The organism is Mycobacterium sp. (assembly GCF_047975165.1).
Taxonomy (GTDB): domain Bacteria; phylum Actinomycetota; class Actinomycetes; order Mycobacteriales; family Mycobacteriaceae; genus Mycobacterium.
Genome location: NZ_JBKECZ010000147.1, coordinates 1 through 25,654, shown reverse-complemented (window position 1 = coordinate 25,654; position 25,654 = coordinate 1). Strand labels below are relative to the sequence as shown.

Here is a 25,654-nt window from a genome sequence, read left to right as displayed (position 1 = left end):
TGTTCTGTGCTGATCTGACCGGCGCGGACTTGGCCGGCGCGGACCTGGGCGGCGCCGACCTGGGCCGCGCTCATCTGAACCGCGCCAACCTGGCCGGCACAATTCTGGCCGACACGAAGGAGTAGCAATCGTGACCAAGATCGTATGGACCGCACTGACCAGCGACGAGCGGGTCGCTATCTGGCAGGGCGAGGTGAGCGACCTCGCCGGCGCCGACCTGGGCAGCGCAAACCTGACCGGCGCTCGGCTGGCCGGCGCACACCTGGGCGGCGCCAACCTGGGCGGCGCCAACCTGGGCGGCGCCACTCTGTTCGGCGCGAATCTGTCCTACGCGAATCTGGCCGGTGCTCACCTGGCCGGCGCGGACCTGGCCGGCGCCAACCTGATCGGTGCTGATCTGACCGGCGCGAATCTGACTGGCGCCACCCTGTTCAATGCTCGCCTGGTCCGCGCCGATCTGGGCGGCGCCACTCTGTGCGGCGCCGACCTGTTCTGTGCCGATCTGGGCGGCGCGTATCTGGCCGGCGCGGATCTGGTCCGCGCCACTCTGATCGTGAGCACCCTCGCCGGCGCGTACCTGGGCGACGCGGATCTGGGCGGCGCGGATCTGACCGACGCGGACCTGGACGGCGCCGACCTGGGCGGCGCCAATCTGTTCGGCGCGGATCTAGGCGGCGCGAATCTGGGCGGTGCGAATCTGACCGGCGCGACTCTGACCGGCGCAATCCTGGCCGACGCGAATCTGACCGGCACAATTCTGGCCGGCGAGAAGGAGTAGCAATCGTGACCAAGATCGTATGGACCGCACTGACCAGCGACGAGCAGGCCGCTATCCGGGCCGGCAAGGTGAGCGACCTCGTCGGCGCGAACCTGGCTGACGCGGACCTGGCCGGCGCCAATCTGGGCGGCGCTGATCTGACCGGTGCTCGTCTGGCCAGAGCGTATTTGGCCCGCGCTGATCTGGGCGGCGCCAATCTGTTCGGCGCGGATCTGGGCGGCGCCGACCTAACCGGCGCTCACCTGGCCGGCGCCGACCTGACCCGCGCTAATCTGACTGACGCTCATCTGGCCGGCGCCGACCTGTCTGACACGATCCTGACCGGCGCTGACCTGACCGGCGCCGACCTGACCGGCACAATTCGGGTCGGGCCGGTGAGCAGCGGACCCGTGGTAGGTGCTACCGAAATCGCGGCTCGGCTCGGAGTGCAGCGGGGCACAGTCGAGCAATGGCAGCAGAGGTCAGCGACCAGTTTCCCGGCCCGCGACATGACAGTAGGCGGACGACCGGCGTGGTGGTGGTCGACAATTCAACAGTGGGCACTCGATACGGGCAGACTCCCCATGAGCGAACCCCCCAATGAGCCCCCCACCCGAACCACACCGGCATCATCTTGACCCCCGACCCAAGCCAACAGGTCTGAGCTAGCCCACTGGCTCCAGACAGGCATAGACCCCATCGGCATCCGGGTCGACAGCGACGCACGTACCGCCCTGGCCATCAGGTACTGAGATCCCGGCCGGCGCAGCACCCGGAATACCCTGAGGGCCCGGCGGGCCCGCCGGGCCGGGCTCACCCTGCTGGCCAGCAGGTCCAGCGACACCCGCCGGGCCCGCCGGGCCGGTCGCTCCGGTCTCGCCTACCCCATCTTCACCCGCGGGCCCAGCAGGCCCCGCGGGTCCAGCCCTGCCATCGGCGCCATCCTCACCATCAGCGCCGCGGGGACCGACGACAGTGACACCAGGCGGACCCTGCGGTCCGACCGGACCTCGCGACGAGGCACTGGAGGTGATCTGGCCAGCATCCGGCAGCGCGGCAGTATCAACCCCCTCAGCCTCAAGTACGGCGTCTCGCTGGTCGATAGCCGCGGTCAGATTGGCGATGTCTTGCTCCTGTGCAGCAATCCGGGCACCGCGCGAGACCGACGATTCCGCCAAAGCGGCTATCTGACTTTGTTGGTCGCCGATCTGGTCGGCCTGCCGCGCGATGACCACAACCCCGGCCACTACAGCGACAACGACGACAAGCGCGACAGCGCCAATAGTCGCCCATTGCAGCGCCCGGGTCGCGCGAGTCGCCCGGGGCGTCTCAGAGTCGCCGGTCATCATAACCCGGCCCTCAGTACGACCACATTGACCGCGAGGAGCACGGTCGAAGTTGCCAGGGTAATGAGGATGCCAGTCAGTACTCGACGTAGCCCCGCCATCTCGGCGACGAGCCGGGCAAATTCGGCCTCGTGCCGGTCGAGGTCTTGTTCGACTAACCGGAGCCGTACAGCGGCGTCAAATCCTTCGCGGTCCTCAGTTCGCCCCACGTACATAGCCTCCGATGCGAGCATCGATCATCACACTAGACGTAGGCGGGCGATGAATTCGGTTGGTAGCTGTTTGTCCTCTCGGTTGTCGACCATTTGCAGAAAGTACATACCGTCGAGCTGTTTGCGCCAGGACTGGAGGTCCTTCCCGGTAGGGCGCCAAGCGGTGAGCGCTAGTGGGTCAATGACCCATACAGACCCGGTTTTGACACGGCCAACAGAGGGACCCGATACCCGAATGCTGTAGGGCTTGATTTGGGACATGTCGTTGTCCTTGTTGTCGTCCTTGTTGGGGGCCGGGATGGCGGTGAGCTGAGCGAAACGGTTCAGGAATTGGTCCCATGGGAACTTGTCCCCGGGGTCATGTCGGCGGCCAGGGTCGAGATCGCCGTGAGCGCAGAATCCTGGGCGCCGGGCGCGGAACTCTGTCGCGGTGATTCGTTTCGCTGGGACGGTGATTCCGGTGGTGGTTTCGACCCATTTGGCTTGTCGGGTGGCGGCCTGGGCGGCTTGTTCGATCGCCCCGTTTTGCCACGCTTTGGGAGCGAGGGGCCACACGTCAGCTCTTGTCGCAATGGATAGGGACAGGGAGTAGTGATTCACTTTGTCGCGGGCGACGTGGAACGCTTCGTCGTCGTAGTTGACCAGAGTGATACACGAGTCTGAGTCAGTCAGGTCGTGGTAGCTGCCGTAGTTTTTGCGGGTCGCGATGAAACGGGCGACGGCCTCGGCGCCCCCGTCGAATGCAACGTAGTCGGGGGTGTTTTCTGAGGTGTGGACGACGATGCCACCTGAGACGGTTTCGCGACGGGGAGACCGGTATTGTTTGGGACTTGTTGTGTCGTTGTCAGCAAGCCACCCCATCGGTCAGTTGGCCTCTGGAACGTCATCAACCTCGGGAAGGTCGGTGGCGGCAGAGGTGAGCAGCGACACAATGCCGGCCAACCCGGCGGTCGAGGCGACGACAGACCAGTCAACGCTCTCAAGCATGGTTGTGGCGCCGATAGCACCTAGCGCCGCCTGGGCGACGGTGCGAAGTGCACGAATAAAAGCGGCCTGAAACTTGTTCATGTGTGGTTTCTCCTTGGGTTTATACGAAATTGTGAAAGGTGACATCTAGGACAGTGTCAAGGGACGGCACCGAAGAAATAGGTCTCACGAAATGTTGATCTGTTGCTATCCCATGCAATCGAGATTCACGCAAATCTGAGAACCCCGTGAGAGATGTAAATGATGTATGGGACAATGAACGGGACCACACGACAGAATTGTCAAGCAACACTTCAACAGTTCCCGATGAAGTTTCCCGGACACGGATCTGGCGAGGATTTCCATCTGTGTGACTGAACCCTACCCCATCCAATACTGGTGCCTCAGGTTCGGTGAACAGTTCCGGAGGCGAACCCACGAACCCCATTATCAAAACAGGGGTTCCATCAGATTCAGAAGTTAAACCGAAAGACGATGGCCATGCACCAAAGCCGCCAAGAGAGTTAGAAGGATCGATCCAAAGCAAAGGCGCCGCTTCAACGTGGTGACCCGAGTGCACCGACCAAAGCCCCGACCAGGTGATTTCAACATCTGGTATCCACCCTGGTGGGGTGTGCCTGCCAGCGAATGCAATGCCAGGGTAGATCATCCCGTTTTCAGGTGGATGTACCGCCTCCCAAGGATCTTCTTCCGGTTCGAAAGGGGGAGAAGTCGAAACATTTCGCCTGCTCCACGGTCCAAGATCTCGAAGCGCTCCAGATGCGGGTGACAGTCTTCCGAATAGATCAGGTGGTCCGCTAACCCAACCCGGTGAATTAGAACCGAATGAGTCTGACCATGGCGAACCTGGAATGTTGACCGCAATATTCATGTCGGCATCCCTCGTTCCGCTGTCACGGTAAGACTAGCTGACAGGTTTGAAGAAGCGAATGAATGTTGAATGCTGAACACAGCAGAGATGCTGTCGCCTGGGGTGACTGTCCCTCCAGCGACAGGTGCGAATCGGGTCAATGACCCTAAATCGTATCCTACTGACCCTGGTGAAGACACTGATAGGGTGCCTCGGGCCGCTGCCCTGAGACCGATGTATTCAATTCCGAGCATCCCAATTCGGCCACCGAACGAGCGGGCTGATGCATCGGAAGCAACTAGCATGTCAAAGGTCAACGTCAAACCGGTTGACACTTCCAATCGGACTGTAACAGTGCGGTTGGAACCCGTGTTATTTGTGAGTGTTCCATCGACATCAATACTGGCCCGCGAATTCAATCGCCAATTTGGGATAGGGACAGTGACTGCCGTGGTTCGAGTTGTCGTGTTGACCACCGGACTTCCGGTGTACACAGGACGATGGATCGCTATCCGAGCTTGAGTCGGGTCGGTAGTGGAATCGATAGTGAGACCACCACCTGAAGCAGGTACAAGGTCAGGTAGCCCGGCAACTACCGTGGCCGCTGTCCCCGCTTGTTCGGCACCGATCGCGGTCCGTGCAGCCGCGGCATCGATTGCAGTGAGCAGGGCCCGGCCATAGGCAGTGGTTGATAGGGCGGCAATTGCGTCTAGGTCTGTGTCGTGTGCTTGTACATCAGTACCAACGACAAGGTCGAGTGCGGACCGAAGATCGGAGGCGCTTCGATCGGCGCCCAGATTGAGGCCAGCTAGGGTGCGTGTCTCTGGTACAGCCCCGATGTCGGCCGGGTCGTCGGGGATTGACAGTGCACTGATCTGGGAATCGGTGTAGGCCCGGTCACCGTGGGGGTCAGTTGCTGAGAGGTGGGCTGTATCACCGGTGGCAGCAGTGCCAGATGGGTCGAAATCGCCGGTGTTAGACGCTGCGGCTGTGCCTAGTGTGGGCCTGCCGGTCAAGTCGTCGTAGTCGCCGGTGGTTGCGACTGTCGCTAGGTCGCCGGGTTGTACCGCGCTATCAGCTAGCAGGCCCTGGCTGGCGGTAGCGGCCCCAATGTCGCCGGGGTTGTCGGGGATAGTAGGGGGGTTTGTAAGATCGTCGTAGTCGCCGGTGGCCGCGACCGTGGCCAAGCCTGCGATTCCTGCTAAGGCTGCGTTAGCATCTGTTTGTGCTGCTGCTACCTCGCTCGTTGTAGCGGCCCCGATTTGGGCGGCAGATACAACGTGCGGGTTGGTGGTATCGCTCTCGTGGCTGTCGATATCAGACTGGGCAGCAGCCGCAGCAGCTCTAGCGACAGTGTCCTCATTAGAACCACCGCTACCCGGTCCAAGGATGGGGCCCAGAATAAGGCGTATTTCTGAGGACCCTGGTTCAGGTGAAACAATGATGATGTCACTCATGGGGTTTCCTCGCGGGTGACATCACCAGAAACTGGTACGGTCACTCGTAGCGGCGACCACACCAGCCCGTCCTTGGCAAGTTGCAGATCCCAGGCCACCGTTGCCGGCACAATCTGCTCGGTTTCAGACGGTAGAAGATTAGTGACAATTACGCCAGTGGCTGGGTTAGGGTCAATGGTCGCGGACACATTGACAACCAGCGCACCGAATGGCCCCGATCGGGTACGCATTTGAGATGTGACGGTGTAATCGGTTAGATCGTGTGGGAGCCAAGTGGTGCCATCGGTGTCGTAGCGGCCGATCCGAATGGTGTGGCCCCATGAATCACCACGGTAAATTCCGAAGCTGTCGGATAGGTGTGTAGTGGTGTCGTCGCAGTCGTTCACGAACTTACCTTTGCCCAGGGTGCGGTGAGTTGGTTAGGCATGTTCGGCCTCCAGAGCGGCGATCCGTTGCTCAAGATTTCGCCATAGCTTCGCGATTCCAAGCGGAAATGTGACTGTGTCGGCCGCGGCGATGTCAACAGGGTCGGTGACGGTGACAGTAGTGATGACATCGTCGGAGCCGTCGGTTATCGCGAAGTAGGCAACTCCGTTGGCATCGAGGCCGGTCACGTCAGCGACGGTAAGCGTGCTGGTCGCTGTGTTCCAAGTGGCGGTGGAGGTGACAGTGTCGATCGGAGTTCCAACAGTGGAGATATCGACGGTCAGTTCAGGGGGAACGAACGCGGCATTCATCGCGTTGATGGTGACGGTCGTGCCGTTAAGGCTTGCGAGTGATCCGACATAGCCGGCGGTTACATGGCCCATAGTAGGTACCTTCCAGTAGATCGGGAGATGTGGCTAGTTGGGGGATGCACCGTCAACTAGCAGTCCATGTGATGGTTATTGATCCATGTCCGGCTACGACTCCGGTTGAGAATGTTGTGGATGTCCCGGTCGAGTGTGATGATCCTCCTCCTCCTCCTGCTCCGCCACTTTGCCAGAATGCTGTGTTGGTGGCACCTCGTTCTCCGGCGCCTCCTCCCCACCAGCCGCCGCCGCCTCCTCCGCCACCAACGTAGCCATTAGCTAATTTACGTACAGCGTTTCCGCCTTGGCCGAATGTTCCGTCGTCGTTTGAGGAACTGTGGCCTCCTTCTCCTCCTGACGTCGTGGTAGCTCCTAGGCCTCCGGTCGCGTACTCGGATACTCCGTATAGGCCAGGGGTTCCGTCAGATCCAACTTCGCCGGCATCGCCACCATATCCGGCATGGTTATTTGCTGCACTGTCTCCAGTGGCGCCAGCGCCTCCTCCGCCACCAGCTACGACAAGCCGGTCAGCCAGGCCGGCACCGGATAGGCGTATGTCGCTGGAACCTCCTCCGCCTGCGGATCGCCGGTAGTCAGTTGAGTGGCCATCTCCTGACCCGCCACCGTTCCAACCTCCTCCTGCTCCTCCACCTGGAGGGTTGGTGGTCTCCCAGTATCCTTGGCCACCCGCTCGGATTTCATAGATTTCTCCGTATCGGACAGGGATGGTTGTGACTACGCGGGCGCCAAGTCCGCCGGTTGCTCCTGTGCCTCCTGTGGCAGAGTCAGCTATGTTGCCACCTGCCGCGCCTTCGACAGTTACTGTCACTGATTGCACGTCGAAAGGCACATGCCATAGTTGGACGGCGCCTGTGTAATTGAAGAGGACAGTTCCGGGTACCAGTTCTCTTACGGATCCGATTACCCCGAATGTTCCATCTATTGCACCTAGGTATGAGGGGTCTGCCCCTATTGCTCCATGTGCCATTGGCCCCCCCCTTTTTTTAGTTGTTTGTGAACAACAGGTGATCAGTTGTGTCGTTCATAACGATGGTCCTTCGTCGTTCACAAACCAAAGATCACCAGATCTGCCGTTCACAATGTTGGCTCCTGCTACCCCAACTTCAACACCGTTTGAGAACTTCCAATACACGACATCGGCTCCTGTTGGTCGAGATGCTGAAAGATCAGACCCGGCTTCAACGACCACAAACGTTGACCCAATGTCATAAGAATCTACTTCTCTGACCAGCCTGGAAACTGTGGATGATAGGCCGCCATCCACCGATCTAGCATCGGGTAAACCTCTCCTTTGAGAGTCCAAATCTAGATCACGGGCACTGCGGCGTCGACGCGGATCGGGTGGCATCAGACTGTAGACGGCAACGCCGCGCCCCATTCGATCTCTGATACCTCGTCATCGTAGATATCCACGGTTCCTGTCACTCTCATCTGTCCAGCGACAACGTCCGATCCTCGACGGTGTCCGACCATTACTCGATCCCCCGGTTGCACATCAGGGTACGCCAGGTCGGGGCCAACTGTCATAGGTACAACAGACATGCCCGCTACTGGTTCTAATTCTGCTTGTGCTTCACGAATAGTTCTCCACCTGTCATAGACGTCACCGCCATCGGAGACACCTGATCCAAGACGGATTCGTTCAAGTTGTTCAACGCGTCGATGCCCTGGTGGCACTCCAGTCCGATTCCACCTTGACGCGACACCATCACCATCCCAAATGGTGAGTAGATCCACTCTTGATTGGCGATCCCACGACGCATCAATGCACGTGTGGTCATCGAGTATCAGATCAGATCTCAATCTGCCACGTTCGGGAGCAATTCGGAACGTCCATGAACCTGTGTCGCACCACACGTCGGGCCCATCCAAACGGCCCGCAACTTCTTCTATCGCTTCTGATGCACGGACCCCGTCAGCGTCATACCAGACAACACCGGGCTCAACGATTCCAGTATCTTCCTGGCTGATCGCCCATCCTGCGGATGGGTCACGAAGCACCGATGCTTGCAGCGCCACAGCGATTTGGTTCGATTGGTCGGCGTTACGGCCGGTTGTATCCCCCGGGAACAGGTATGTCACTCCCTTACGGCTCAATGTCACTTCGTCAATGTAGATAGGTGATCCGGAACTGATCACATCGAATACAACTCGAATGAGTGCGTCGCTTGCACCTGCTGACCATAAGAACCACCGGTCTGCTTGGACAGGTTCCCAACCATGACCAAGGACTGCTGGTCCTGACACATTGCCCTGATTGCCTGGCCAACCGATCGATGGTCTAGGTGTTGGGCCTGTACGTTGCACCGACTCAACTCTCATTGTCACAGACTGTCCGCCGAATTGGTCGGTGAGTTTGACCTGTGAATTAGCAATCCATCCTGCCACGGATGCAGACGTGTCAGATACAACCCACGGTGACCGGATACTGCCTTCTGTTGATATCGAATGGATTCTAAGACAGGGACCCCGGTATGGTTCGCCGATACCGGGGTACCCGACTGACACGGTTAGACCTGGTGTGATTTGCCATCCGGCATAGTTACCCGATGTGAATGTGCCACGTCCGGACAACATGTCGACAGCTTGATTTGATGTAGTGAGCACATCCATTTGTGCAGCAACACCAAGTCCATCTATCAACCGGATTTCACGCCTATCGCCTTCGATGCGTTGTGTTTGATTAGCGAAGGTTCCGCAGAATGATCGGACGCCGTCTACCACGACCTCTGCATCGATCCGCTGGGGGTCTAGCACGACCCCCTCTCGGCCTCTGATTGTTGGGGCACCAGGTTCACCAACTGCTGCCCATCCAGGGTCGTCGCCGGATACTACAGCGGTAAATTCTGATCCTTCGATGCCAAGATTCAGTTGGCGACGAGCACCTGCGATCGTTCTAAGTTCTGAAAGAACCGGTCCGCCAGGTCGTTTCAAAAGTATCTGTACTCGACGTCCAAGTCGTCGAGGTTGTGCCGGTGTAAGTGTCCCGTCGGGGTCCCCCGGATCGGGATCTGGTGCGGGCGGTACCACTTGGCCAAGTAGCCCGGGGTCGGCGCTGATCTCTGCTGGTGCAAATATTCGTGCTGTTGGAGGTGGGCCAACATCAATTACAGCCATGTTGATCTCCACGAGAACTCTGCTGCAAATGATCCAGCGTCAGCCCCGAACGACACATCGTTATCGCCTGGGGTAAGTGTCGGCCAATTAGGTGCAGACTCGCCAGGGGTGGACGGGAGTCCTGATATGCGTGAGCTGCCAATGTAGGTTTGACGGTCTGTGGTGACAGTCAATACTTGCCCGGTTGACATCACAGTTGGGAACACAACGCGTTGTCCCTCGATTTCAATCCACGGGTTTGTCACCGAACCAGACGCGGTGAATTCCAGTGTCCACGCTCTACCGTTTCGGGTTTCGCATGTCCCCGCGTTTGAAGCGACAAATGCATGTGAACCAGAGGCCGACCTAGACTCGACAGTGGGGGTCGCCGTGTATATCACTGGGTCATCGGCTTGGAACTGGACTGAGCCAAGACGCCACACAGATTTGACACCGGCCTCAATGACCGTGATCGATGCCTCAGCGCCAAGAGGGCGCGCCCATACCTGAATGTCTTGACCAGTTGGACCGAATTCGCGGAACACTAGAGGTGCAACGTCGACCGGATCAGGGCGGACAGCTAGCGATCCAGATACTTGCCAAGCAAGTTCCTCGGCCAGAGTCATCAACAGTGGGAAGGTGATAGTTCGAACGGTTGACTGGTGCCGGGACCCGGCTACACCGTCACCTATATGACGTTGGATTCCATCAATGTTTGTGACACCGGGGCCGCCGAGCAAACCTTGTACGCCGGTGTCGTGGCCATGTATCCAGACGCACGCAGATGGGTTTCCAGCGTCTTCCGGTTCACCCCACCAAGTCACACCTTCCCATTCAACTCGTCTAGCCATTACGCACCCTTACCTGGGTCATGGTTCAATTCCAAGGGCTCGTAGAACGTCTTGTTCAACCGATGATTGCCCCCGGTCTCGGCCAACGTTGATACCGCCATAGACGGTCCCAATGCCGCCACCGGAGGGGGTTTGGACCTGTACAACGATGTCCGGGTTCGGAACGGGGATGGGGCGTGCTGGTGGCGGCGACATCGCGGCGCCCATCATGCCGCCGGCTGCCATCGCGGTGATGGCTTTCGATTTCGGGACCAACATGTGGTCGAACCAGTCTGTTGCAACTTGTTTGAGGATATTGAGTGACTTATTCCGGTTGCCTAGACGGGGAATGTATGCTTCGCCACCGGTTTCTGGTTCGTCCCACCACACCATATTTTGACCGGACCCGATCATTGCAGGTCGGATACCTCCAGTTGCGTAGTGATCGATTCCACCCCATCGGCGTCCGAAAATTTGTCCTGTTGAAAACCCTCCAGATTCGGAGAGGATACGTCCAAGCGACCGGCCAATTTCTCGGGTGCGGACAGTGATATCTACCGTTTTTGTTGTCGGCATGTTTGCTAGTTGCCGGTTTAAACCATCGATGGCGCCGTCTGCCTGTGTCGCCGATGATACGACACTGTCCAAATTTCTCTTGGTAAGTCCGAGGGCTGCGATTTGGCGTTCTGCCTCCGCTCTGCTCATCCCTTGGGCTTCCAAGTTTCGGATGATTTGCTCTCGAAATTGTCGTAGTGCTCTAGTGCCCTCGTCGATATCACCGTTTTGTTCGGCGATAGCTCCAGCCAATTCGATTGCTTGATCTACAAGGTTGGAAAGAGAGTCACGGTTTTCTCGGCCGGTTTCAGTGTTCGCTTCGAACGATTTCCCGTTCTCTACTAGAGATTTGGTCAAATCATCTAGGGCCGCAGCGTACGAAGTGGTCGCATCGAACAGGGACTGAGGGGCCCCAATGATCGCGTCGACCTGTTCTCTCCATGCCCCAAGCCGTTCTGTCGATGATGACGTAGCGTCAGCGAGAGCGTTGTATGCCTCGGCCAGTTGATCAGTTTTAGGGGTACCGTTGGCGGCGGCGTTGGCAGCCGTAGCGATTACATCAGCTAGTTCTTCGGGTCTATCGATGATGTCACGAGGGATGTCAAGTGCGAGAACCCATTCTTGTACTTCTGATGTGGTCAATCCGATGCTGTCGCCAACATCCCGGTACGTTTTGACTAGGTGTTGTGCTGTTTCGTTCAGAGACGCTATGGCTTGTTCGTATTCACCGGCGGCAACCATGCCGTCAATGACTTTGTTTTCGAGGGGGGTCAAAAGTTCCGCTGAACCTTTCAACGAATCCCATAGCCCTGGCTTCGACAGATCTAGTGTCGATTGGTAGGCCTCGTTCAACACAGACGCGTATTCGGCGATGTCTTGAATGTTTCTGGTGTCGAATTCGGGGGGCTTCAATGCTTCAATGTCAGATTCGGCTCTCTTTCTTCCTTCGGAAATAGCGTTGAAGAACAGAACAGCCCCGCCGATGGCTGCACCAAATGCGAGACCCATGGCGCTGATACCTGAAGTCATCGTCGCAACTCCAGCATTCACGCTTCGGAATCCGCCACTGATAGACGTTGACATTTGACCGAAACCAGCGGCAATACCTTGAAGACCGCGGACAATTTGACTGCCACCGATCGACTCTCTCAGATACAACCACCTGAGAGAGATCGTTTCAGTCAACGACACGATACGGCCCCATGCAGACGCCGCCGCCAAAGCTATTACCGCTACTGTGACTGCTTTTACCAGCCCCTCGTTCTCGGCTAGAACTTCGGTGGTTTCAGCTAGTGTTTTAGCTATCGCGGACAACGCAGCAACCAGCGCGGCCCCGCCAAGTTGAGCGAATGATTTAACAACCGGATCGAGAACATCCCACATGGCCTCAAGAATTTCTACCGTGTTCTCTCCGGCATCATTGAAATTGTCCCAAGCTCCTGACAAGCGGCGACCCAAATCTGTCAACGATCGTCCCGCTCTCCCCCCAATGTTTCCAAGCACGTCAAGAGCCGCGATCAAGCCAGGGAGAAGTTCTGTGCCAACTACGCGGGCCACGTTCGTGACCCGATTTCTGAGCACATCTAGACGGGCTGCAACCGTGGCGTAACGCTTGTCAGTTTCACGGCCCAGAGCGCCAGCAGATTCGGTGACATCCCTGAACGACGCGTCTAAAGCGTCAACACCGCCCACAAGACGGAGTAGAACGTCACGTTCCTGTGTGCCCTTGATGCCTAGCTCGGAAAGAACTCCGATCAGGTTTCCACCAGATGCCTGAATTTCGGCAAGTCCAGATATGAACGATTGGATTGCAGATGACGGGTCGCGGCTCCACGCTGCCGCGAATTCGTCTGCTGATTGCCCGGCCACTTCCGCGAAGCCGGCGATAGCTTCGCCTCCCTCGGAAGCTGCAGCGTGAATGTCAGCCATGATCCGGGAGAACGCACCACCACCCAATTGGGAAGGGATACCAAGACTGGCCATCGCGTTCGCGAGTGCAAGTACCTCGTCCTCGGTCAACCCGACAATTTGGCTGGTTCCAGCTAGTCGTAGACCAAGTTCAAGGATTTGTGATTCGGTTGATGCACCATTGTTCCCTCGGTGGACTAGCGAATCGGCAAGCGACTCGAACTGGTCCTGGCTGGTGCCCATGATGTTCGCGAATTGGGCAAGGTTGGTTGCTGCCTCGTCCGCGGTAAGGTTTGTGGCTTCACCGAGACCGATCATTACTTCGGTGAAGTTCTTGATGTATGTGGTGGATACGCCGAGTTGCCCTGCGGTTTCAGCGACGGCTGCTATCTCGGTTCGGGTCGCTGGGAGACGCAGCGACATGTCTATTAGTCCCTGTTCAAGGGACCGGATCTCTGACGCGGTTCCGTCGACAGTTTTTTCGACGCCGGCGAATGCTGTTTCCCAATTGATTGCTTCGCGGACACTTGCACCTAGGGCAAGTGTTAGTGCTACGAAACCGCCGGCTGCGATCTGACCGAAGCGGCGCCACCGGTCTGGGTTGGTGGCTTGTTTAGTGGTCCGGTCGAATTGTGTGGTGGCCGCTGAGGCTTCGCCAAGGGCGCGACGGTATTGTGTCGAGTTGGCCGTCAGAGCGACCGAGATTGTGCGCCATGCGCCATTCACATTGGTTACCAGACCGCGTTTCTGTGGGTATTAGTGGGATGCACGCTCCGTGAAATGGGGGTGTTGCCAGGCTGTTGTGTCGTCGTCACGGTGCTGTTCTCGGTGAAGTGACAGCAGGTGGCAGCCCGGACAGTAGGCGGTGTCGATGGTCCAACGTGTGAGGTCAACTTTCGGGTATCCGTCGACGATGATTGGTTGACCGTCGGAGTCGTAAACCCACCATTGATCTCGGTGTGTTCCACACGATGAACATCGTTGGTCATGGTCAGCTTTCCAAGCGAGAGCTGCGTCACGGCTTAGATCGTCCCATTGTAGGAATTCTGTGTAGGGAATGCCGTGAGGACCGCAATAGGCCATCGCCTCAGCGAAGGCCGTGTCGGCCCTTAGTCTTTTCCCAGGCCCTCGACCCCGGTCCCGATCAAGCTGATCTTTTCAACTAGTACGAATAGGGATTCTTGATCGCCTTGAGGCCAGCCTCGGATCATGTCCCGGACGGAGTCAGCGGTAATAGAGGTGATCGGGTCTGATTGCCCGTCACTGATCTCAATTTTGGTGACCGCGGCTGCGATCAAGGCCATCGGGAACGTTTCCGGGTTGAATGCCGGTTCAGCTTTCGGGTCGCCTCCGTTCGCAGCCCGCGCTTTTGCTCTTTGTTCTTTGGTTGGTTCGTTCTCGTTTACGATCCGTTCGATAACAACAGGTGGCACCGATTGAAGATGAATTGAGAACGTGACCGTTGATTCAAGAGCATCAGCAACAGCTTTGCTGGCTTCGGCAACATTCTGGTCAGCTTCGAAGATCTCCTCGTCGATCCGGCGATCATCGGGGCGTTTATCCGCCCGGAGTTTTAGCGCCGTCAACCGGCTTTGAGCCTTCTGTTCAACACCGCGTAGCTCGTCAACTTTAACTGCATCAGCAGGATCTAAAGGCCGCTTAAATACCGCGGTACGAGATGGACGATCGGTGAGACGGGACAAGGTGTCAGCCACTAGATGTGCTCCTTGTAGGGGTGAATTCAGGGTGGATGCCCGGCCCGGCCCGTCCACCCCGGTCGGGCCGTGCCGGACAAATTTCTTCGTCAGGCCACTACGACAACGTTCTCGTTGAACGTACCGTTGTGCGCGAAATCAACTCTCCAGGTGCCCGGGGCCCCACCAGACGCGTTGAGCACAGACACTGCGTTCACCGTGGCGGGCCACACATCGACAAGGTCACCAGCAGCAGCCGCCCGGTTGGTGCCCAAACCGTGCAACACATGCACCAGCCACCCAGTGATCCCATAGTCGCCCTTCATCGCGTCGAAGGCGTCCGAGTTATCCGAGTCGGCGGTATCACCACGGAGAAGCTCTAGAGACGCTGGGGTAACCGTCGGCAACGCGGGAAGGGTGCGTTCCACATTGGCACAAAGAGGGGTCGCCGAAATGGTTTGGGCGGACTGGGTAGGTGCGGTCGGGTTAAGAACTGCGCATCCAAGAGAAAGCCCTGCGGCCAGCTCCGAAACAGTGGGTGCGGTAGGCGTCGTGATACCGCTGACCGTGTCAATCCACAGCCAATCGGAAATCCCTTGCGGGTTGTAGGACTCACCCATCGGCGTTTTGCTCCTTAGTGATGCCGCCACTATCGGCGGCGGGTTCCTGGTCCGGGGTGGGTTTGACTCGGGTCCATCCGTGACGTTCCATCAGACGGGCCTTAGTAGGTGAAAACGCCCGTTGTCCGGCCGTTTCGTGGCGCATCATTATGTTCGAGTCAGTCACGTATGACACAGTGCGATGATATCGGACAGACATCCGGGATGCAGGATCAAGGCGAAACATGGAATTCGATTGTGGTGACAACATTTGCTGTTGTTCCTGCAGCGTTCGCGTCATCGATCACCCCCGAATCAGAAACGATTGACCTACCAGCGATCGACCAACTTGGTCCCGTGGCGTCAACCGATAACGCTTCCATTGTGACAACGTCGCTAATTCGTAAAGCTTCTCGGTGGGCAAGATCGATGGTGCTAGCGGTGGCAACTGCTCGTAGATCCACACGCACAGTCGCGGCCTGTTCAGGGCAGGCGATCCCACCAACCCATTTCGTGCCAGGGGTCAAGGAGATCACGACGTAGCTTGACGTCATACCGGTCGGTGCTGCCCCTATGAAGATCGGGACGTCGTCAAGAGCTGTGGTTAGGGCGTCTGTGATTGCCTGTAGAACTTGATGCCTGGGAATCATCGTGATCTCACTTGAGGCACTCGTGTGTTAACTACCCCTGACGGAAGGCCAAGAGCTTCGATCGCGGCAACATATGATGGCCCAACGGTGTCAAGAGCGGGACCGAAATGCGGGTAGGGAAGTTGGTTGTAGTTGCGGCCAAGGCTGTCAGTTCCTTGGAACCCGAATTCAAGTCGGGCCCCTTGAGGTTTATTTGTGCCAACAATGCCGACGCTACCTGTGGCGGTACGTCTTGTGATCCGGTTGATTGACCGCCGATAGTCGCCTGTGATCACGTTTGGTCCGGGACGACCCGACGCGTTTCGTTGCACCTGGGCTTGTAGCTCGGCGTTGAAAAGTTTCGTGGTTTCGTGAATAGCTCCACCGATGGCAGATGCAAGAGTGGCCAATTCGCCAGCGACCTGGTTTGCAGTGCTCATCAGGGCACCGATCGGTGATCGGTCAAACTGACAACCCGGCACCTTTTCAGAACAGTGTTGCTACGTTCCTCGACACGGGTCACGACATAGCAGTTAGCTTCGTCGAGACCGTCAGGTAGGCAATCGATATAGACCCGATGGCCGACAACTACTGGAGTGCCAATTGGGAGCCGTAGCACTCTGGTGTCAAGGCTTTCGATGGTCCCTCTGTTGTTACCGGTACCGGTACCGGTGGTTGACCGGGGGGGGCTTAATGATCCGCAACCGGTCCAGACTGCCGAGGGGGCCCCCTCGATGAGCCGGTCTGTGTTGGGGTCCCAAGTGTCAGCTCCGACCGTTGCGATAACGACAGTACTGGTGAGTGTCGGGTGCGCGGTGGGACGTCCAGATGCGATATGGGGAAGGGTCACGTGTCGCCGCCATCGAGATGGTCCGCTATGGCGGTGATAGCTGCAGCGTATGGGTCGACAGCCATACCGAGGTTAACGGTTGCAGTGTCGACCTTTTGGCGAAGCCATGCGGGATCGATGGCACGTACCAAGTCGCCAACTGGTGGAGTGTCAGATTCCTCATGTCCGGCTAGTGCGGCGAGCAGGTCGAACGCCGGGCGGAAATCGAGTACGACCGGGACGGCCACGGGAGAGATCTTAGTCATGGGTCAATATGACCTCATGACTTCATGTTAAGTGACGGGATGCACCGAAGGCGAAGGGTTACGAAATCTGTCGTGCGGTGCGCGGAACGCGAGGTGTTCGAGGTTCACGTGTGGGGATCGTCGCCGGTCCCGGGGGTCGTTCAGGTCCGATCGATCTATCTGCGGTTTCTAACGGTTGAGCGAATGGTGCAGGTAGCAGGGCTCTGCGGCAACGTGGATGGCTGAGCATCACTACGGTGTCAACTTTGACGATTAGGCCGTCAGCTTTTTGGGGGTCGTCGTGGCTGTTAACTCCGCAATCGGAACCGTCCGCGTATTCGACCCATCCAATTCCCTCCGCTTTAGCTTGCGTGAGGGCCCCATCGTTGTAAGCGGTTGCGGTCGTAGTTCGGATCACGGTGTCGGCGTAGTCGCGCATGGTGTGATGCGCCCCGCCGTGGTATCTGACCGACCAGATGCCCTCTTTGGCTGCTTCGCGGGCCATGTCTCGGCCTGCCTGTTGTGCAGTTTTCGATTCCAAAAGTCCGGAACGGGTCCCTGAACGGGCAAGATTTCTCAAAGATCGGCGTGTGTCATCGTCGATCTGTTCTAAACGAGAGGCGATATCGTCCCAGGTTCGCCGTGCGAACGATTCTATTACGTTCCGGTTGATGATCGGTGCGACACGACCAGCAGCGAAATCGGTGGCGCCAAGACGGTGCGCTACTGGGATTTCAGTTGTCCACCAGTTGCGAGTTGTGTCGGTGAGTTCACTCATGGTTCTTTCATGAGTGTCGATGAGGTTACGTATCCGCCGTCGGCGTCGGCTTTCATTCGGTTCACCGATGACTGTCTCAAGTTCCGCTAGAAGCATCTGTTGTGCTTCGGTGTAGACAGCGATGAGACTGCCGGCCATGTCGTCCAGGATGGCTGGTTGAGGCATTTATCGGGCGATCGACGGTCCACAAATCCGAGTTGATACCCAGGATGATGAAGTTGATGTTTCGCCAGTTAAGGTTTCAAGCCTTTGGATACGACTGGCCAATATTTCAAGGTTGGCGGTCGTGTCTTGGCTGTAATCGTCGACTACTGCCCATTTCGCCGGGTTGGCAGTCATGTCGGCGTAACGGGTCCGCAGAATTGATAGAGCTGTTCGGAGCGGATCGTGATTGTGATCAGCGAACAGGGCGCCAATGGTGCCGTCGTCGGGTTGGGTACCGACCCATTCGCGGATGGTGGTGATGACGTCAGGCATCAAATCTCCCTAGCAAAGGAGGGGGCCGGCTATGCGGACTCTCATAGTGAACGGACAGATGAGAGCCCGCATAGCCGAGATTCAGGCGATCACCTTGCAACAAAGAGTAGCATCAGGGATCGTCAAGACGGGAAGCGTGATAGCTACCGCCTTAGTCCACGGGGTCACCGGGTCCTTCTCCTTCCAGGTACCGGCATAGATGCCGGGCTGAGCGGAAATCCCGGCATAGTCGGGCTCACTCGCCTCGACCGGGGTCCCGTAAAGGGTGCGGCCAACAGGGACCGTGTCGACCATCAGAATTACCTTGGTGGCATCACGCGGGTTGGTCATCCCGGCGGGGGTCTCATCGACCACAACGCGCACACCTGCAAGACCGACAAAGGCGTCGTTCACCCGGTCGCGGCTAAGTCGCTGCGGTGCGAGCGGGGCGGCCGTGTTAAACGCCCGGACCTCGTCACATTGCTGAATGTGCGCCATGACCGTCGACGAAACTCGTAGCTCAGTCGGGGACATCCCGACACGAGCCCGGATCAGGTCAGCCCATGCGATGACATCAGAGATCGGGGTGGCGTTCACATAGTCAGACCACACCGCGGTGCCGGCAAGGTCCGCTGGGGTAAGTGACGCGTGTCGACCCGACGTGTAGGTCGACTGGTAACCGTTCTCGTTGATATTGATCGCACCGGTTTCCAGAACGATTGCACGTGCCCGCTCAACCCGGGCGGCGATACCACGGGCAAGGTTCCGGGCGTCATCAAAGATTGAATCAATGATGTCTCGGTCTGGTGCCTGCCGGGCTCGAAGCTGAGCATATTCCGACAGTGGAATCTTCCGGGAGATAGCCGGAATCTCACCAACAATTCGAGAACTGTCAGGGCGTCGTCCGGTAGGGGATTCGGCGTCGTAAGCTCGGAACACGGCCTCGTCAACGAATGCCGCGGCCTGCTTGTTGTAGGCGTAGCGGATGTCGTTCACACCCTGGTAGGGCATGAAACGAGAATAGCTTTGAACCTGGTCGTCAAAGTTCGCGGCTTCTAGACGTGCAAATTCAGTGAGTTCAACTGGATCAATAAGATCAAGGATGTCAGGCATGGTCAGGACCCCAAATCGGTCTGGTAGCGGCCGTCGGTAAGGTCATGCGTGCCAGGCACGAATGCTTCAACGATGGTGGCGTCAGTGAGAATAGCTGCGGGCTGGTCGGCTCCCGTAGCGGTGGCTGCGACATTATGCCAAACGAAACCGGCAAGGGTGTCTGCGGTTGAGGTGGAGTCGGCGGCCTCATAAAGGCCGCTGCCAGAGTTGTACGAAACGGGCGTGCCAGAAAGGACAACACCGTTAGTGATCGGAACAGAGGAAACGTCAAGCGTTCCAGTGACAGGATGCTCGGTGCCTCGGGCCGACTTAAGCCAACGGTAGTCACCTCCTCCGCCATACACGATTTCAGTGGTTTCAATACCCATGTTGAATTGCTCCTTGTCTCAAACTTATGAGAGTTGTCGTGCCTTGAAACGCTCACGGGCGCGTTCTTGAGCGGATTTCTCGTTGCTGCCACCTCGGCCCGCTGGGCTGGTATGAGGTGACGGTGCCGAGGGGGGGGGTGTGTTATCGGCGAATAGGGCGGGGAGACGTTCGGCGAGCGCCTTTGCTTCGTCTTCGAGATTTTCTGCGTCTAGGTCGATGAGCCGAAGTGCGTCGTCAAGGTTGCCGGGTTGCAGATTTGCACCCAGAAGGGCGCTGGTGGCTTTCGACCGGGCGGCGGTCGTCTTGGCGGCTACTTCAGCTTCCTTCACTCTAAGTGAGAGTTCAGTGTTCTCTTCCTTGAGACGGTCGATCTCGTCAAGTTCTGCCCGATCGATTCTGTTCTTCTCGTCCGTCAGATACGCGTTGATCTCTTCACGTTCGGTTCTGCGTGCCTTACGTTCGGTCTCTGCGTTGTTCCGGGCGACAATCCGGTTAATTTCCTCGTGTTGTTCCGCAGTGAATTCGACCTTGCCGGTCTGGTTTCGCGGTGCGAGGTCCGGATCCTTTTCTTCGGGCATTTGTTATCTCTCCGTGTTCTACCCCACGTATTGCGGCCGTGGGCTACCTCCCCGGTTGTCAGGTCCGGGCTCCTGTACCGGCGGGTGCCGGGCGATTACAGCATATTTAGAATGTTGTTTTGTGTTGATGTTGGGATGCAGGGCATTCAAATTCTACGGCAAATTGACTGCTGCCACGTCGATGCCAAGGTATTTGGCGGCAGCCGTTTCACTTGCCGTCGCATCCGCGATCAGTTTGGCGTTCTCAAAACGATCGGGGGCCTCATCCTGAATGCGGGCCACCTCAGCTCTAGCGTCATCGACTGGGATGCCCGCTGCAATCAGCAGCGCTACCGCTGTCGACGTAGAAATAGCATGAACAGTGAGCGCTTTCGAAACGATATCGACAGTTTCAGTCTTGTTTGTAGGCAGAAAGTTTCCGAACTGTAAACGTGCACTGAGCGTCGGGCCCGGCCCGAGAACGCCAGCGATTTGAGCTAGGCGTTGCACAAACTTCAACAGGAGTTGATACTTCGGTTCTCTAGCAATACGCATGGTTGATATCACTTGGGCAAACGGTGCAAATCGCAAAGCCAAAGCGACCCCGGACACTGTCGCATCGTTAACTCGACCGAGGGCTTCCGCCGGGATACCGGCCACCATCCAAAGCCGTTCCTGCAATCTGTCTCCAGACGAGGTCAAGGACTCGTGGCCAACTGAAAGGTCAAGGACATCCATGCGTCCCTTTTCGCCCCCCATATACAAACGGCCTGGGGCTACCACCTCATCATCGGTACCTTTGGTCACCCCGGTGAGAAAGATTGTCGGGTCTGACAGGTAGCGGGCTGACTGCATGACGTCGGTGTCGTTCAACGACAGATCGTCAAGGATCTGAGCGATCCGAGACAACGATGATGTCCCCCACATCGTTGATGTGGCAGGCGTGTTCGGAACGTGGATAACAGGAATTTCGTCGATGAGCAGATCTACCGATTTGACTTCAGCTTTTGACATGTCCAAGTCGCGTAGATGGGAGCCGTCAAGGTCGTGTAAAGCCCAAGTGGCTTCGGTGAACACACAGGTACGGTCAGTTGTTTGATCGATGTCAGTGTCGTGCCAAGGGAGCGTACGGCGGATTGTGCCGTCGTCGTCGATCAGTTCATCCCGGTATAGCTGTGGCGTGTCGACAGGGTTGCCGTCGGTGTTGACCCATTGACCGTCCGCTGATCGGGTCGCGTTGATAGGGACAAGTTCCCAGGTGTAGCGGCGCAGGAACGGGGCCGGGTCACCGTTTCTGTCGTTTTCGACAAATTGTTCAGCGATGTCGAGACGGTTGTCAGGGAATCCGCCTTCAGAGTTCGGGATCGGAAAGTACGCGGACGGGTCAACGATCGTGATCTTGGGCCAGTCACCAGTTTGTGGCCATAGCACGTAGATGGTGTCACCGAGACCGACGGCATCCATTTCGGCTTCGATCAGCACCGATGGGAGCTGCCGTCGTTCCGCCCACTTGGTAAGTTCGTTCTGACGGGTTTTGGCGTCTGGTTGGTTAAATACCTGGGTCTCGTAGTTGTCGATGAGTGTTTCGGCTCGTCTAGTCCACGCGTCGACTTCCACGGCATACAGTCGTTGCACGAGCAGGTCGTTGTTGTCGGGTTTTGTTGGCGGTTCACCGATGTCAGGTGGGATAAGGTCGTCGTCCGCACCATTGACCGAAATTCTCCAGTTGTCGCCAAGGATCGCGGCTACGAGCCGGTCGATTAGTAGTCCCGGGTCACCGTATTCGCGTCGGTCTCGCTGGTCCTGGGTATCTGCTGGTACCAGGTGGCGGGCTGCGTTACGCCGGTAGAGGTCGAGAATGGTGTAGGCGCGTAGACGTCGGTCGTCGTGCTCGTCAGGTCGCCACGATGGCAGGTAGTTGTTGGTGGCGGAGTCGAATGCGGTTTTGTGGGTTAGAGGTGTCCACTGGTCGATAACATTTGGAAGGGTGCGCACGGTGGTCACCATGGGGGGTATAGGGGCGGGTGGTTGAGGATGCACAGGTAGTTTAGAACTGATTTAGACCTGGTTCAGAGTGCCCCGAAACGGGGCGGGCTCATCGGGTGCCTTTAAGTGCATGATTCCGGTATTGCACCGACCGGACTGGGGCAACATCTGACAAGGCATTGAATGCAGACGCGCAAGCGTCAACAATGTCATCGTGGGCGCCGCGCGGAAATTCGGTGTGCTCGGCGACAACATCGTCTACCCATGGGGAATCAACAAGCATGATGTTTCCTGCTTGTTGTTGTGCCGCCCATCCGGTGGCACGTACCTCTTTCGACCCGGTCACCGGGGCAGTGTGGACATCGTACCCGGCGAGCAGCCGCGTGTACGTAGATGCCTGTGCTTTCCCGGCCTGGCCTGGGTCTTGTGGCAATTCGATACGGGTCCCTGGCGGGTCAGTGCGGGCCGTGTCAAGCACCTGATGTTCGACCTCCAGATCTGACCATTGGCCGCGGCGAAGGTCGGCGAGAATGGTGCGGCCATCGTTGGTGCGGCCGACAAGAGCGCCGACTGTGTAGTCGCCGCCTCCTTCGGTTGCTGCAAGGTCCCAGCCTCGGCACCATCGGATCGGGTTCCACGCGATTGACACTGCAGGCACCCGAACCCATTTGTCTGTAGGAAATTTGCCTCCAGTTGGGGATGATGGGGTCTGTTGATATTGGGCTAGCCAGACGGCCTCACCGAGGCTGAGTGATGTTTCTGCTTTGCGTTCGAGCAGATCTTTCACTGGGAAACGGGCGGGCCATAGTGCGTCACCTATTTCGCGTCCTAGTAGGTCGTTGGGGTCGTCGGCGATCGCTGGCAATCGGATTTCGTTCCACACGTCTGGTTGTTGTTCCAACAGAAATCCGGCGAGGTCGTGTTCGTGCCATCGTGACATGACAAGTATGACGGCGCCGCCTTTTTCGATTCGGGATACCATTGTGCCGGTCCACCAGTCGATGATTTGTTGACGTTTCAGTGGTGACATGGCGTCGGCGTAGGATTTGATTGGGTCGTCGACGATCATTAGGTGGGCGCCGCGGCCGATTGGTGATCCGCCGACACCGACGGTGAGCATCCCTCCTTGGTTGGGGCTGGTGAGGTCCCATCTGTTTGCAGCGGATGATGCTTGAGATACTGAGACACCGAATTCGTGGCCGTGTTCGGTGAGGATGTCTCGTGATGCTCGGCCCCATCGGGACGCGAAGTCGGCTTCGTGACCGGCGAGGATTACGCGCCGGTCAGGGTGGGTGCCGAGGTACCAGGCGGGTACCCATTTTGATACGAGTTCGGATTTGCCGTGGCGGACTGAGGCGCTGATGATGGTTCGGCCGCCGTTGTTGATTGCTTCGAGGACGGCGGTTTCGATGATTGTTAGGTGGGGTGCGGGTTGCCATGTGCCGCGGGAGTGTGTGGTGGCGAATGCGGTGGGGGTGGCGAGGTTGGGGTGGGTGGGGGGTGGGTCGAGGTGGTTGGCTAGTTGGGTTGCGAAGGTCATGTGTTGTTTACTTTGTGGTGGTTCCTTGTGTGGGTATGGCGTCCATTTGGCGGAGTTCGTCGGCGAGTGCGGGGAGGACTGTGGTGGGGTCGATTCCGTGTTTGTCGAGGACGGTTCTTAGTGCTTGGTTGAGTATTTCAACTTGGTTGGCTTGTACGGCTATGTGTGCTTCGGCGATTCCGAGTTTTGCCATGTCGGTGAGGATGTGGGCTAGCCGGTCTGACATTCGTTCGAATAGTTTGACGAATGGGTGGATGTCGGTGCCGTCTAGTAGTTCCTGGCCGGGCGCGGAGGGCGGGGTGTTGTCGTCGTTGTTGTCGTTGTTGTTGTCGTTGTTTTGAAGGTTGGCGACTAGGGTGCCGGCTGCTTGTTGGATCTCTACCATTTCGCCGGCGAGTCTTGATAGTTCGGTGGCGGGGTCGGTGACTGGTTGGGCGTTGTGGTTGCGTAGAGCTTTTTGTAGGGCGTCGTTTGCTTGTTGTTCAGCGATTCGGCGTTTGGCGGCGGCTCTGGCTTGCGGGGCGCCTCCTCCGTGTCGTTTGCAGACGAGTTGGGCGGTCATTGCGTAGTCGCGGCAGGGGATGGGGAGCCCGTTGTCGTCGCGGGCTGGTATGGGGTCCCCGTTGTCGTCGAGGATGCGTTGACGGGTTTCGGGGTCGCGTAGGAGTGTGAGGTGGCCGGTGCAAAATTCGTGGACTTTGCCGCACATGTCGCATGTTCCTTGAGCGACAATTCGTTCGATCGGGTTTCGGGTCATTGTTTATGTCCCTGTGGTTTCGATTGGTGGGGGTGTGTCAGTGATTTGGTGCCATGTGCCATCTCCGGAGAGAAGCACTTTGGCTTTGGGGTTGTTGTGAAATAGTTGGTCGAGTGCGGTGAGTGTGGCGGAGTGTTGTTTTCGCCATGGGGGTTCTGTTCCGGGTAGTGGGTGTTGTTGGTGTTGTTCTTTTGTTGCTTTGATTTGTTCGCCGAGTATGTGACATGACCATCGGTTCTCGGATGCGAGTCGTAGCCATTCGTCTGCTTCGTTGGCGGGGAGTCGGTGGACGAGTTCGTGATGTGACCAGGTGATGGGGGTGTCTCTGCGGCGTTCGAGTGGGAACGCGGCGGCGACGAGCACGGATCGCATGAGTGATGGTTTGTCGTCGATGTCGAGGCCTGCGATGGCTGTCCATGCCTGGTGTTGTTGGGTGAGGTCGTGGTTGCAGAGCGATAGGACTAGGTCGCCGACCCACCATCGCCATGTGGCGCCGATTGGGCGGATGGTGCGGAGTGCGTCGAGTGCGGTGCCGGCCGGGATGCCGATTGTGTCGATCCCGGTGGGTGTGATGTCGAGGCCTGGGAGTTCGAGTTCAAGTTGGGTGGTCAATTTGTTATGTCCTTGATTTTGCCGTGTAGTAGGCGGCAGCCAGGGTGCATGGTTCGCATCTGCAGGCTCGTGCGTAGGTGACTCGGCGGCCGTGGGTGGCGTCGGGCCCGTAGCTGCACAGGATTTGCCGGTCGGTGGCGGTGCGTTGGTCGTCGAGTGCCCGGAAGTGGGCTGCGGTTGCTGTGGTGTATTCGTCGGGGCCTTGTCGCCATGCTCTGCGGAGTGTGCGTCGTCTTGATTGGCCGGCTCCTCCCCATATGCCGTGTGTTTCGTTTCGTGTGATGGCGTCGTGGAGGCATGTTTCGCGGATTGGGCAGGTGGTGCAGATTGCTATGGCTGGCCCTGTGGGGTCGCCAATTTCGGGGAACCAGAGTTCTGGGTTGTGGTGGGTGCAGGCTGGTGTTGGTGGTGGTGTGGTGATTGGTTTTTGGAGGGTGTTTGGTGCCATTGGTTTGATGGTTGAGTGTTTGGTGGTTGATTGTTTGGTGGTTGATGGTTTGGTGGTTGTTTGTTTACCAGGTGACGTTGTTGTTGTTGTTGGTGGGGGGTTGGTTGTCGCGCGGGTCGCGCGTGTCGCGCGGGGGTGGGGTTGGGTGGTTGTCGCGCGTGTCGCGCGGGGTCGCGCGTTGGAGCCATTCGATGGCTTGCGGGTGAATTTCGAAGCTGGTAGCTCGTTTCAC

Annotated in this window: 25 protein-coding genes; 4 read left to right on the top strand and 21 right to left on the bottom strand. The window is 57.9% G+C overall.

Annotated elements, in window-relative coordinates:
* Positions 1 to 14 precede the first annotated feature (14 nt).
* Genes ACK5M9_RS13880 through ACK5M9_RS13870 form a run of 3 tightly spaced genes read left to right on the top strand, consistent with a single transcriptional unit; the run spans position 15 to position 1,395 of the window.
* Positions 15 to 125 carry a pentapeptide repeat-containing protein gene (locus ACK5M9_RS13880; RefSeq protein ID WP_416893739.1) on the top strand — a complete coding sequence of 37 codons (111 nt, stop codon included), beginning with the start codon at positions 15 to 17 and terminating at the stop codon, positions 123 to 125.
* A 5-nt stretch (positions 126 to 130) separates the two neighbouring features.
* Positions 131 to 778: a pentapeptide repeat-containing protein gene (locus ACK5M9_RS13875; protein ID WP_416893738.1), complete on the top strand. Its 648-nt coding sequence runs from the start codon at positions 131 to 133 to the stop codon at positions 776 to 778.
* A gap of 5 nt (positions 779 to 783) precedes the next feature.
* Complete coding sequence (locus tag ACK5M9_RS13870) at positions 784 to 1,395, top strand: pentapeptide repeat-containing protein (RefSeq protein WP_416893737.1); 612 nt, start codon at positions 784 to 786, stop codon at positions 1,393 to 1,395.
* A 707-nt stretch (positions 1,396 to 2,102) separates the two neighbouring features.
* Here ACK5M9_RS13870 and ACK5M9_RS13865 read toward each other — a convergent pair.
* The 21 genes from ACK5M9_RS13865 to ACK5M9_RS13765 all read right to left on the bottom strand — a co-directional run bounded on the left by ACK5M9_RS13865 (position 2,103) and on the right by ACK5M9_RS13765 (position 25,422).
* Positions 2,103 to 2,336, bottom strand: a complete 234-nt coding sequence (locus ACK5M9_RS13865; RefSeq protein WP_416893736.1) for a hypothetical protein — start codon at positions 2,334 to 2,336, stop codon at positions 2,103 to 2,105.
* A gap of 6 nt (positions 2,337 to 2,342) precedes the next feature.
* Positions 2,343 to 3,176, bottom strand: coding sequence for a hypothetical protein (locus tag ACK5M9_RS13860; protein WP_416893735.1), 834 nt, complete (start codon positions 3,174 to 3,176; stop codon positions 2,343 to 2,345).
* Positions 3,177 to 3,179: 3 nt separating this feature from the next.
* Positions 3,180 to 3,383 carry a holin gene (locus ACK5M9_RS13855; RefSeq protein WP_416893734.1) on the bottom strand — a complete coding sequence of 68 codons (204 nt, stop codon included), beginning with the start codon at positions 3,381 to 3,383 and terminating at the stop codon, positions 3,180 to 3,182.
* A 2,222-nt stretch (positions 3,384 to 5,605) separates the two neighbouring features.
* The gene (locus tag ACK5M9_RS13850) at positions 5,606 to 5,995 is read right to left on the bottom strand and encodes a hypothetical protein (protein WP_416893733.1); all 390 of its coding nucleotides are present in this window, start codon (positions 5,993 to 5,995) and stop codon (positions 5,606 to 5,608) included.
* 33 nt (positions 5,996 to 6,028) lie between these two features.
* Positions 6,029 to 6,418: a hypothetical protein gene (locus ACK5M9_RS13845; RefSeq protein WP_416893732.1), complete on the bottom strand. Its 390-nt coding sequence runs from the start codon at positions 6,416 to 6,418 to the stop codon at positions 6,029 to 6,031.
* A gap of 52 nt (positions 6,419 to 6,470) precedes the next feature.
* A complete protein-coding gene (locus tag ACK5M9_RS13840; protein ID WP_416893731.1) occupies positions 6,471 to 7,388 on the bottom strand; it encodes a glycine-rich protein in 918 nt (305 codons plus the stop codon).
* A gap of 589 nt (positions 7,389 to 7,977) precedes the next feature.
* Positions 7,978 to 8,202, bottom strand: a complete 225-nt coding sequence (locus ACK5M9_RS13835) for a hypothetical protein (protein ID WP_416893730.1) — start codon at positions 8,200 to 8,202, stop codon at positions 7,978 to 7,980.
* Between the two features lie 2,184 nt (positions 8,203 to 10,386).
* Entirely contained in the window at positions 10,387 to 13,536 is a 3,150-nt protein-coding gene (locus ACK5M9_RS13830; protein WP_416893729.1) for a phage tail tape measure protein, read from the bottom strand.
* 383 nt (positions 13,537 to 13,919) lie between these two features.
* Entirely contained in the window at positions 13,920 to 14,525 is a 606-nt protein-coding gene (locus tag ACK5M9_RS13825; protein WP_416893728.1) for a hypothetical protein, read from the bottom strand.
* Between the two features lie 89 nt (positions 14,526 to 14,614).
* On the bottom strand, positions 14,615 to 15,124 hold the full coding sequence (locus ACK5M9_RS13820; RefSeq protein ID WP_416893727.1) for a hypothetical protein: 510 nt from the start codon (positions 15,122 to 15,124) through the stop codon (positions 14,615 to 14,617).
* 1,454 nt (positions 15,125 to 16,578) lie between these two features.
* Complete coding sequence (locus ACK5M9_RS13815; RefSeq protein ID WP_416893726.1) at positions 16,579 to 16,809, bottom strand: hypothetical protein; 231 nt, start codon at positions 16,807 to 16,809, stop codon at positions 16,579 to 16,581.
* A 76-nt stretch (positions 16,810 to 16,885) separates the two neighbouring features.
* On the bottom strand, positions 16,886 to 17,722 hold the full coding sequence (locus ACK5M9_RS13810) for a phage minor capsid protein (protein ID WP_416893725.1): 837 nt from the start codon (positions 17,720 to 17,722) through the stop codon (positions 16,886 to 16,888).
* A 27-nt stretch (positions 17,723 to 17,749) separates the two neighbouring features.
* Positions 17,750 to 18,061, bottom strand: coding sequence for a hypothetical protein (locus ACK5M9_RS13805; protein WP_416893724.1), 312 nt, complete (start codon positions 18,059 to 18,061; stop codon positions 17,750 to 17,752).
* An 81-nt stretch (positions 18,062 to 18,142) separates the two neighbouring features.
* Positions 18,143 to 19,153, bottom strand: coding sequence for a major capsid protein (locus ACK5M9_RS13800; RefSeq protein WP_416893723.1), 1,011 nt, complete (start codon positions 19,151 to 19,153; stop codon positions 18,143 to 18,145).
* A 2-nt stretch (positions 19,154 to 19,155) separates the two neighbouring features.
* On the bottom strand, positions 19,156 to 19,521 hold the full coding sequence (locus tag ACK5M9_RS13795; protein WP_416893722.1) for a hypothetical protein: 366 nt from the start codon (positions 19,519 to 19,521) through the stop codon (positions 19,156 to 19,158).
* Between the two features lie 24 nt (positions 19,522 to 19,545).
* Entirely contained in the window at positions 19,546 to 20,100 is a 555-nt protein-coding gene (locus tag ACK5M9_RS13790) for a hypothetical protein (protein WP_416893721.1), read from the bottom strand.
* Positions 20,101 to 20,253: 153 nt separating this feature from the next.
* Positions 20,254 to 22,083, bottom strand: a complete 1,830-nt coding sequence (locus ACK5M9_RS13785; protein ID WP_416893720.1) for a phage portal protein — start codon at positions 22,081 to 22,083, stop codon at positions 20,254 to 20,256.
* Positions 22,084 to 22,174: 91 nt separating this feature from the next.
* Positions 22,175 to 23,605 carry a phage terminase large subunit gene (gene terL, locus ACK5M9_RS13780; protein WP_416893719.1) on the bottom strand — a complete coding sequence of 477 codons (1,431 nt, stop codon included), beginning with the start codon at positions 23,603 to 23,605 and terminating at the stop codon, positions 22,175 to 22,177.
* A 7-nt stretch (positions 23,606 to 23,612) separates the two neighbouring features.
* Positions 23,613 to 24,314, bottom strand: a complete 702-nt coding sequence (locus tag ACK5M9_RS13775; RefSeq protein WP_416893718.1) for a hypothetical protein — start codon at positions 24,312 to 24,314, stop codon at positions 23,613 to 23,615.
* Positions 24,315 to 24,365: 51 nt separating this feature from the next.
* Positions 24,366 to 24,974, bottom strand: coding sequence for a hypothetical protein (locus ACK5M9_RS13770; protein WP_416893717.1), 609 nt, complete (start codon positions 24,972 to 24,974; stop codon positions 24,366 to 24,368).
* 4 nt (positions 24,975 to 24,978) lie between these two features.
* The gene (locus ACK5M9_RS13765; protein ID WP_416893716.1) at positions 24,979 to 25,422 is read right to left on the bottom strand and encodes a WhiB family transcriptional regulator; all 444 of its coding nucleotides are present in this window, start codon (positions 25,420 to 25,422) and stop codon (positions 24,979 to 24,981) included.
* Between ACK5M9_RS13765 and ACK5M9_RS13760 the strand changes: the two genes are divergently transcribed.
* A partial coding sequence (locus ACK5M9_RS13760; protein ID WP_416893740.1) for a hypothetical protein occupies positions 25,355 to 25,654 on the top strand: 300 nt, incomplete at its 3' end. The genes ACK5M9_RS13765 and ACK5M9_RS13760 overlap by 68 nt on opposite strands.

Bases quoted from the DNA above. Each gene is read 5' to 3' on its own strand.
- ACK5M9_RS13865 (WP_416893736.1), bottom strand. From the start codon at position 2,336: ATGCTCGCATCGGAGGCTATGTACGTGGGGCGAACTGAGGACCGCGAA.
- ACK5M9_RS13860 (WP_416893735.1), bottom strand. From the start codon at position 3,176: ATGGGGTGGCTTGCTGACAACGACACAACAAGTCCCAAACAATACCGG.
- ACK5M9_RS13855 (WP_416893734.1), bottom strand. From the start codon at position 3,383: ATGAACAAGTTTCAGGCCGCTTTTATTCGTGCACTTCGCACCGTCGCC.
- ACK5M9_RS13845 (WP_416893732.1), bottom strand. From the start codon at position 6,418: ATGGGCCATGTAACCGCCGGCTATGTCGGATCACTCGCAAGCCTTAAC.
- ACK5M9_RS13840 (WP_416893731.1), bottom strand. From the start codon at position 7,388: ATGGCACATGGAGCAATAGGGGCAGACCCCTCATACCTAGGTGCAATA.
- ACK5M9_RS13835 (WP_416893730.1), bottom strand. From the start codon at position 8,202: ATGACCACACGTGCATTGATGCGTCGTGGGATCGCCAATCAAGAGTGG.
- ACK5M9_RS13820 (WP_416893727.1), bottom strand. From the start codon at position 15,124: ATGGGTGAGTCCTACAACCCGCAAGGGATTTCCGATTGGCTGTGGATT.
- ACK5M9_RS13810 (WP_416893725.1), bottom strand. From the start codon at position 17,722: ATGGCCGGCAGTCTCATCGCTGTCTACACCGAAGCACAACAGATGCTT.
- ACK5M9_RS13805 (WP_416893724.1), bottom strand. From the start codon at position 18,061: ATGCCTGACGTCATCACCACCATCCGCGAATGGGTCGGTACCCAACCC.
- ACK5M9_RS13800 (WP_416893723.1), bottom strand. From the start codon at position 19,153: ATGCCTGACATCCTTGATCTTATTGATCCAGTTGAACTCACTGAATTT.
- ACK5M9_RS13795 (WP_416893722.1), bottom strand. From the start codon at position 19,521: ATGGGTATTGAAACCACTGAAATCGTGTATGGCGGAGGAGGTGACTAC.
- ACK5M9_RS13790 (WP_416893721.1), bottom strand. From the start codon at position 20,100: ATGCCCGAAGAAAAGGATCCGGACCTCGCACCGCGAAACCAGACCGGC.
- terL (WP_416893719.1), bottom strand. From the start codon at position 23,605: ATGACCTTCGCAACCCAACTAGCCAACCACCTCGACCCACCCCCCACC.
- ACK5M9_RS13775 (WP_416893718.1), bottom strand. From the start codon at position 24,314: ATGTGCGGCAAAGTCCACGAATTTTGCACCGGCCACCTCACACTCCTA.
- ACK5M9_RS13765 (WP_416893716.1), bottom strand. From the start codon at position 25,422: ATGGCACCAAACACCCTCCAAAAACCAATCACCACACCACCACCAACA.